3 protein-coding genes are annotated in these 2064 nt (G+C 42.2%); all 3 read right to left on the bottom strand.

Translation table 11 applies throughout. From position 1 onward, the window contains the following. The coding region (locus tag RMO55_RS16790; protein ID WP_310428361.1) for an ADYC domain-containing protein at positions 1-534 on the bottom strand (534 nt) is incomplete at its 3' end. A 478-nt stretch (positions 535-1012) separates the two neighbouring features. Beyond that, entirely contained in the window at positions 1013-1210 is a 198-nt protein-coding gene (locus RMO55_RS16785) for a hypothetical protein (protein ID WP_310428360.1), read from the bottom strand. Between the two features lie 6 nt (positions 1211-1216). Continuing rightward, positions 1217-1930, bottom strand: a complete 714-nt coding sequence (locus RMO55_RS16780; protein ID WP_310428357.1) for a hypothetical protein — start codon at positions 1928-1930, stop codon at positions 1217-1219. Positions 1931-2064 lie beyond the last annotated feature (134 nt).

Below are 2064 nucleotides of genomic sequence, written 5' to 3'. Positions count from 1 at the left end.
CATCCGCGTACAGGCTTGATGATATTTCCACAGCGATTGCCCATTCAGGACTTTCCAAGGTTTGTATTCCAAGCGAACGCACTTTGCGGCTACGCCATTGGTACAAGCAAACATCGTCCGATCGTCACCTTTGAGATGATTGCCGCGTTCGTCCCATTTCCCGGTGAGCACGACGGCTTTGGCGACTCCCGCTCGATCGGGCGGACAAAGATTTTGCCAATTAGCAGTGGTGGGATCTTGGTAGAATAGGGTGTATAGATAAACTTCTCGCTCTTTATCCTTCGAGTCCAATTCAACATCTCGAATCTCAAATTTTAAGGATTCTCCTCGTTCGTTGAGGGCGGTGATATATGTACCTTTGAGGGCAGTACCCGCGATCGTCTCTGTTTTTGGTGCTAGTGGCTGGGGTTGAAGCGAATGACAGCCGCCTAGCAACAGGGGGAATAGAAATAGGATCGATCGGGAATAGCGAAGATTCATAGTGGAGCGACGAGTTGCTCGGACAATATCAAGATCGGTGTGTGCTAGGGACACGATTCATTTAGAGCAGATGCAGACGAACAAAAATTTACCATGCCCCTAATCTCTGAGCTATCGGGCTGGTAGTTGTTTGACTCCAACTAGTTGTCCGCCAGAAACTCGAACTGATAAATTAGCTCCTTGCCGTGTTGCACCGCTTAAAGTTACACCATTTGCCAAGCCATTACTCAAACGTATGCCATTCGATGGGTTAAGGCCATTAGTTAGTTGTATACCAGCAGAGGCTACCCCCCCCCGACAGTGCAATTGTACTAGCAACTAAAATTCCGATTGCATACTTATTCATATTACGCCTCCTATGTGCGTGTTTCAAAAATGCTTTTGTACCATCAATGTATAGCTTTGGTATAAAATTGTCAAGAGATCTTGAAGGGAATGCAATTAATATTAATTTTCGTAGACAGAGGTTTTTAGCTCGTCGAGATTAGCCGCAGTGGATGGTTCTCGATCTCACTACTATACGATCGATACTTTAATCTTTTACTTGTGAAGCTTGCAGTTGTTGGAGTCGATCGATCGTCAGTCCAGTTGTACGGGAAACGATTTCTATGGGGACATTTTCCCGTAGCAAATTAAGAGCGATCTCTTGTTTTTGACGCTGCTCACCTTCAACTTTAGCATTATTAATTTCGGCATCGTACCAAGCATCAATTTGTGCCATCGTCTTCATAAAATCTTACTCCTCTGAAGTTAAAAGATCGGTAGGGATGTCCTTGAGATAAACGCAATATTTAATACACGCACTGATTATATCATTTTTCTCTCTTCGATCGGGTGATAACCGCTCGATATCCCCAAATGCCGATCTTGCAGATTCCTTATCTCCAAGCATTTTCAGCCACATAGTTTCAGGGCTATCTATCAGTTTAGATATCACTACGATTCCCATCCTGAACAATCCAGCCAACCGATACACACCTATTCCCAATCCTAGATCGGGTTGAGCGTTACATAACTTTAAGAGTTTCTCACTACAATTAACCGTTAGAATCCAAGTAAATGGATTTTGACTCTCGATCTGTTCGATTGTTTCTTTCGATAGTCGATTAGAACTGGTCAATTTTTGCTTCTTCTTCGCAACTTCTACCAGTTCTTTTTGCTTGGGTTCCCAATATAAATTCTTTCGAGTGATAGATTTATTAATATCTGTCTCTTCTAAATACGAACTATAATGCTCGACTACAATTGTTGGATGCTCTTGCATTAATAGGTCGAATAAACCCAAATCTTCCTGTTCCCATCCAGGATTAGATCGATCGCTAATAAACATCAGATCGATTTCTAAATCTTCATCATTACGCACCTGGATATTTTGCTGAGTATCACCTTTAGTTTTATACAATGATTGGATGTAAAACTTAAAAAAGCGATCGTGTTTATACTGCGCCATTGAATTCGAGAGGACGGGCTTACAGTACTTTAGCACTAATCTCGATCGTCATTTTGGTACATCTCATTACTGGAACTAAAGAAGATTAAATATCGCTTGTTGCTAGGGGCACGATTCATTTAGAGCGGATGCTA

Origin of the sequence: Chamaesiphon sp. VAR_48_metabat_135_sub (assembly GCF_031418915.1) — a bacterium.
GTDB lineage: Bacteria > Cyanobacteriota > Cyanobacteriia > Cyanobacteriales > Chamaesiphonaceae > Chamaesiphon.
The sequence above is the reverse complement of the archived record's forward strand: the minus strand, read 5'-3'. Positions and strand labels throughout refer to the sequence as shown.

Bases quoted from the DNA above. Each gene is read 5' to 3' on its own strand.
- RMO55_RS16780 (WP_310428357.1), bottom strand. From the start codon at position 1,930: ATGGCGCAGTATAAACACGATCGCTTTTTTAAGTTTTACATCCAATCA.
- RMO55_RS16785 (WP_310428360.1), bottom strand. From the start codon at position 1,210: ATGAAGACGATGGCACAAATTGATGCTTGGTACGATGCCGAAATTAAT.